The sequence below is a fragment of the Saccharomonospora sp. genome, assembly GCF_027317685.1.
Classification (GTDB): domain Bacteria; phylum Actinomycetota; class Actinomycetes; order Mycobacteriales; family Pseudonocardiaceae; genus Saccharomonospora.
Map to the genome: position 1 here is coordinate 1 of NZ_DAHVQP010000085.1, position 4,593 is coordinate 4,593.

Here is a 4,593-nt window from a genome sequence, read left to right on the forward strand (position 1 = left end):
TCCTTGCCGCATCTCGGGACGATCATCGACACCAGCGTCGGCGGCCCGGCAGCCGACCAAGGCGCGGACCGCCCCGGAACGGCCCTCGCCGCGTTCGTCACGACCGGCCGAGAACAGGGCATCAGAGCCGCGTCCTCCTCACGGGTCCGGAGGAAACTCCTCGACGAGCTCGCCGCCACCGCCGAGCGCCACCGCCGAGTGACGCTGCCGAGATCAGGCCGAGCAGCCCGACCTCAACAGCCGCAGCTTGTCATGGTCGTCGGTCCCCGGCGAGGCCGACAGCGTCACCAGCAGCTGACCACTCCCGTCGGCCACCCGGAACTGCTCCTTGTGCAGCGTCAACGGCCCCACGATCGGATGGTCGAACCGGAGCGTCTCGACATTGCAGTCGCGCACCTCCGCCCGAGCCCACAGCCCCGCGAAGTCCCGATGCCGCATCGACAGCTCACCGATCAACGTCGCCAGCTCCTCGTCCTCCGAGAACAGCGCCGCGACCTTCCGCAACTGCGCCACCGTATCCGCCGCGCACACCGACCAATCCGGAAAGAATGGAGGCGAATCCTCGTCGAACAGCAACCGGGCCACGTTCGGATGCCGGCCCACGTCCCAACCGAGCGGTTCGTACAACGCTCGCGCCATCCCGTTCGCCACCAGTACATCCATCCGGTGATTCTGCAGCATGGCCGGAAACTGATCGATCGACCGGAGCATCGTCCGCAGCTCCGGACGCACCTCGGCGCACGGATGACCCGGTTCGATCCGCGCATAGCCCGCCAAGCGGTGCAGATGCGCCCGTGTGGCCGAGTCGAGCCGCAACGCCCGCGCCACCGCGTCCAACACCTGATCGGAGGGCCGCTTCGCCCTCCCCTGTTCCAGGCGCGTGTAATAGTCCACGCTCACCCCGGCGAGCAGCGCCAGCTCCTCCCGCCGCAACCCCGGCACGCGACGCCGCGAATCACCCGGCAAGCCCACATCGGACGGATGTACGCGAGCTCGTCTTGCCTGCAAGAACTTGCCGAGATCGGCCACGTCCTCCAGCCGATGAATCCCCGTCGTATCCGATTCCATGCGGACCACCTCCATCGACAAGTATCACCGCCTTTGCCGCCGGGTGCCTAGGACTGTCATTCCTAGGGTCGAACAACCTCAGGTCGAACAGGTGTCTGGCAGCTGCTCTGCGGTGACCCCAACATGGTCCCCATGCACACTCACATCGTCTACGCCCATCCATCCACGACTTCGCTCAACGCCGCGCTGCGCGAGGAGATGACCACGACGCTCAAGGCCCTCGGCCACACCGCCACCGTCAGCGACCTCTACGCCATGAAATGGAAGGCCACCGCCGACTACGACGACTTCGGCGCCACCGAGGGCGGCACCTTCATGTCGGCCGCCGGCGAAGCCTACGAAAGCGGCACGCAATCCGCCGACATCACCGCCGAACAAGAGCGGCTCCTGGCCGCCGACACCCTCATCCTCCAATTTCCCCTGTGGTGGTTCACCATGCCCGCCATCATGAAGGGCTGGATCGACCGGGTCTTCACCAATGGATTCGGCTACGGCGCCACCCACGCCTGGAAACGTTACGGCGACGGCCGACTCACAGGCAAACGCGCGATGACCGTCGTCACCACCGGCGCCGCCGAACCGCACCTGTCCGACCGGGGCATCAACGGCAGTATCGAAGACCTGCTCTTCCCGATCCACCACGGCATCCTCTTCTATACCGGCATGGACGTCCTACCGCCCATCGTGATCACCGGCACCGTGAGACTCGACCAGAACGGCTACGCCGAAGCGGTGACCCGCCTCCGCACCCGCCTCGAAACCCTCACCGAGACCGCACCGATCGCCTACCGCCCCCAAGACAGCGGCGACTACGACCGGCATCGCCGGCTCAAATCCGGCAGGGAACGCCCTGGAACCGGCGGCTTCGGCCTCCACATCGCCTGAACACGCCACAGCCGGAGCGGCTTCGAGCCGCTCCGGCTGTGCAGGACGTCCCCGGCCAGGGCACGATCAAGAGGGCGAACGGACGCCGAGAGCGCCGCTGCGGTCCTCCGTCAGATCTGGAAGGGGAACTTATCGGCGAACGCCGGCTTCAGATCGTCGAGCCAGACCGCGTTCTCGTCATATTTGGCGAAGAACGGACGGCCCACGATCTCAGGATCCCGGGCTTGAAGCATCCGCAGCACGAACACCTTTTCCCCGTTGATGTCCGTCACGCCGTCCACGGCGACCTTGCCCGGCGTCGCCGACATCGACGGCCCGCGGACCGTGCGGCACAGTCCCGATACCCGGCTGAACGCGTCCCGGAAGATCTCCCAGGCCCGCACCAGCGGTACCGAGAAGTAGTCCTGCGGTCCGGTGTCGCGCTCGACGAACAGGTAGTACGGAATCATTCCGAGCTTGTGCTGGGTCCGCCACATCTGCGCCCACTGGTCCGCATCGTCGTTGATGGTGCGGATGAGCGGCGCCTGGGTGCGGATGACGGCACCGGTGTCCTGAATCCGACGGACCGCTTCTTGGACCAGTTCGGGCTCCAACTCCTTGTGGTGCGAGAAGTGCGCCATGAACGCCAGGTTCCGACCTGATTTCACGACCTCCTCGAACAGTCGCAGCGTGTCGTCGGCGTCGGGGTCGGTGACGAAGCGCTGCGGCCAGTAGGCCAGCGCCTTCGAACCGATCCGGACCGATTCGACGTGGTCTATGTCGAGGAGCGGCTCGATGTACCGGCGGAGGACCGCCTCACCCATGATCATCGGGTCGCCGCCGGTCAGCAGCACACTGGTGACCTCGGGGTGTCGCCGGACGTATCCGGCCAGCTGATCGACGTCGTTGTTCGCGATCTTCAGATCGTCGATCCCGACGAACTGCGCCCACCGGAAACAGTAAGTGCAGTATGCGTGGCACGTCTGCCCCTGCTGGGGGAAGAACAGCGCCGTTTCCTTGTACTTGTGCTGGAGGCCCTGGACCACCTCTTCCCCGGCTTTGGGAATGTTCAGCTGGATCTGGCCTGCCGGGTGCGGGTTCAGTTTGTAGCGGACTTCGTTGGCCGCCGCCGTGATCTCCTGCTTGGAGGCGCCGTTCTTCAACAGCGTCGCGATGTGGTCGACGTCCGCGGCGGGAAGCATGTCCTCCTGAGGGAAGACCAGTCGGAACATCGGGTCGTCGAAGGCATTGTCCCAGTCGATGAGCTCATCGATGACGTAGGCATTGGTGCGGAACGGGAGCACCGACGCCACCGCTCTCGTCCGGAGCCGTTGTTCCTCTGTCAGCGACGCGCGCTTCAGCAGGTCGTCAAGATGGCGGATGGTGTAGGCACGAAATCGCCGACCGGTGCTCTCGGGAGTGGTCACGACGTACTCGACCTCCTCTACGTGTGAGTTTTTCAGCTGGGCAGGGGGCACGCATACCAGTATGTGCGTGAAATTCGCACCAACCCAGTCGATCCCCGGTTGGACCCCCATCCGGGGATCGACTCCGCGACTTTGCGGTCACGGGCGATGCGCTCGGTGCTTCACGCACGGTGTGCGGTCAATATGAAGCTTTCTAATGCTGGGGCTCGACCCTAGCCCAAAGTCGCCTCCAGCGTGATGGGCACCGTCTTGAGCGCCTGGCTCACCGGGCAGCCGTCCTTGGTCGCCTCAGCGATTTCGGCGAACTCGCCGGCCTCGATGCCCGGGACGGTGGCGCGGACGACGAGTGCGATACCGGTGATGCCGGTCCCCGGCTTGAAGTCGACGCTGGCCTCGGTGTGGATCTCCTCCGGTGAGTGGCCGGCCTTGCCCAGGCCGGCGGAGAGCGCCATGGAATAGCAGGAGGCGTGGGCGGCCGCGATGAGCTCCTCGGGGCTGGTCTTGCCTTCCGGCTCGTTCGCGCGAGCCGCCCAGGTGACCGGCGTGTCCGGCAGGCTGGACGAGATGAAACTGGTGGTGCCGCTGCCGCTCTGGAGCTCTCCGGTCCAGCGGGTGCTTGCTTTGCGAGTGACTGACATGCCTTCTCCTCTGATGTGCGGAGTAGTTGGTGCTCGCAGGCTAACAGTCGAAGCGAGGCGCAGAGGAGTGTCCGCGTGGACGGGCCGGCATGGCCTCCGATCGCCGTTTCGGACGATGGACTTGATGTTCCCCCTGCTCACGGGTACCATGGTGGCGACGAGGGACCCCCTCGTCGCGCCCCTTCCGAGGGTGTGTATATTTGTATTTGCCCGCGGGGGAACGGAACAGCCGAACAAGGCAGGTCCGGAGGTCACGGAGGCACGCGACAGGCTCGGGAGAGCGCTGGCGCGGTCCGCAGACCGAAGCGCGGGGATCACTTGAGACTCGAATAGAGGCTCGACTGCCTGTGTGCGGGGTCATCATACCCGCGGTAGACGGTGCAGTTTGCGAATGCTAGAGTGGTCAGGTTGCTTCGATTAGCGCCGTTCACATATACATGTGAGTGGTTATTGTCGTGGCGTGTTGTTTGAGAACTCAACAGGGTGTTTGGATGGTCAGCGTGTGGGCTGGTTGAATGGTCTGGTCTTTTGGCTGGGTGGTTTGACTGGTTGTTTTTTGACTGTCTTTTCCTTGGGGCTTCTGGCTGTTGTGGCTG

At 64.8% G+C, this 4,593-nt stretch carries 4 protein-coding genes; 1 reads left to right on the plus strand and 3 read right to left on the minus strand.

From position 1 onward, the window contains the following. Positions 1–213 precede the first annotated feature (213 nt). Entirely contained in the window at positions 214–1,068 is an 855-nt protein-coding gene (locus M7H19_RS10110) for a helix-turn-helix transcriptional regulator (RefSeq protein ID WP_298180075.1), read from the minus strand. 132 nt (positions 1,069–1,200) lie between these two features. Between M7H19_RS10110 and M7H19_RS10115 the strand changes: the two genes are divergently transcribed. Then, the gene (locus M7H19_RS10115; protein ID WP_298180077.1) at positions 1,201–1,953 is read left to right on the plus strand and encodes an NAD(P)H-dependent oxidoreductase; all 753 of its coding nucleotides are present in this window, start codon (positions 1,201–1,203) and stop codon (positions 1,951–1,953) included. A gap of 110 nt (positions 1,954–2,063) precedes the next feature. On the opposite strand, the gene M7H19_RS10120 is transcribed toward M7H19_RS10115, so the two are convergent. Further along, positions 2,064–3,359 (minus strand): lysine 2,3-aminomutase, encoded by a 1,296-nt coding sequence (locus M7H19_RS10120; RefSeq protein ID WP_298180079.1) that lies wholly within the window; start codon positions 3,357–3,359, stop codon positions 2,064–2,066. A 212-nt stretch (positions 3,360–3,571) separates the two neighbouring features. After that, positions 3,572–3,997 (minus strand): OsmC family peroxiredoxin, encoded by a 426-nt coding sequence (locus tag M7H19_RS10125; protein WP_298180081.1) that lies wholly within the window; start codon positions 3,995–3,997, stop codon positions 3,572–3,574. Positions 3,998–4,593 lie beyond the last annotated feature (596 nt).

What these genes read in the sequence shown, in the direction of transcription:
- M7H19_RS10110 (WP_298180075.1), bottom strand. Translation starts at nt 1,068, where the DNA reads ATGGAATCGGATACGACGGGGATTCATCGGCTGGAGGACGTGGCCGAT.
- M7H19_RS10115 (WP_298180077.1), top strand. Translation starts at nt 1,201, where the DNA reads ATGCACACTCACATCGTCTACGCCCATCCATCCACGACTTCGCTCAAC.
- M7H19_RS10125 (WP_298180081.1), bottom strand. Translation starts at nt 3,997, where the DNA reads ATGTCAGTCACTCGCAAAGCAAGCACCCGCTGGACCGGAGAGCTCCAG.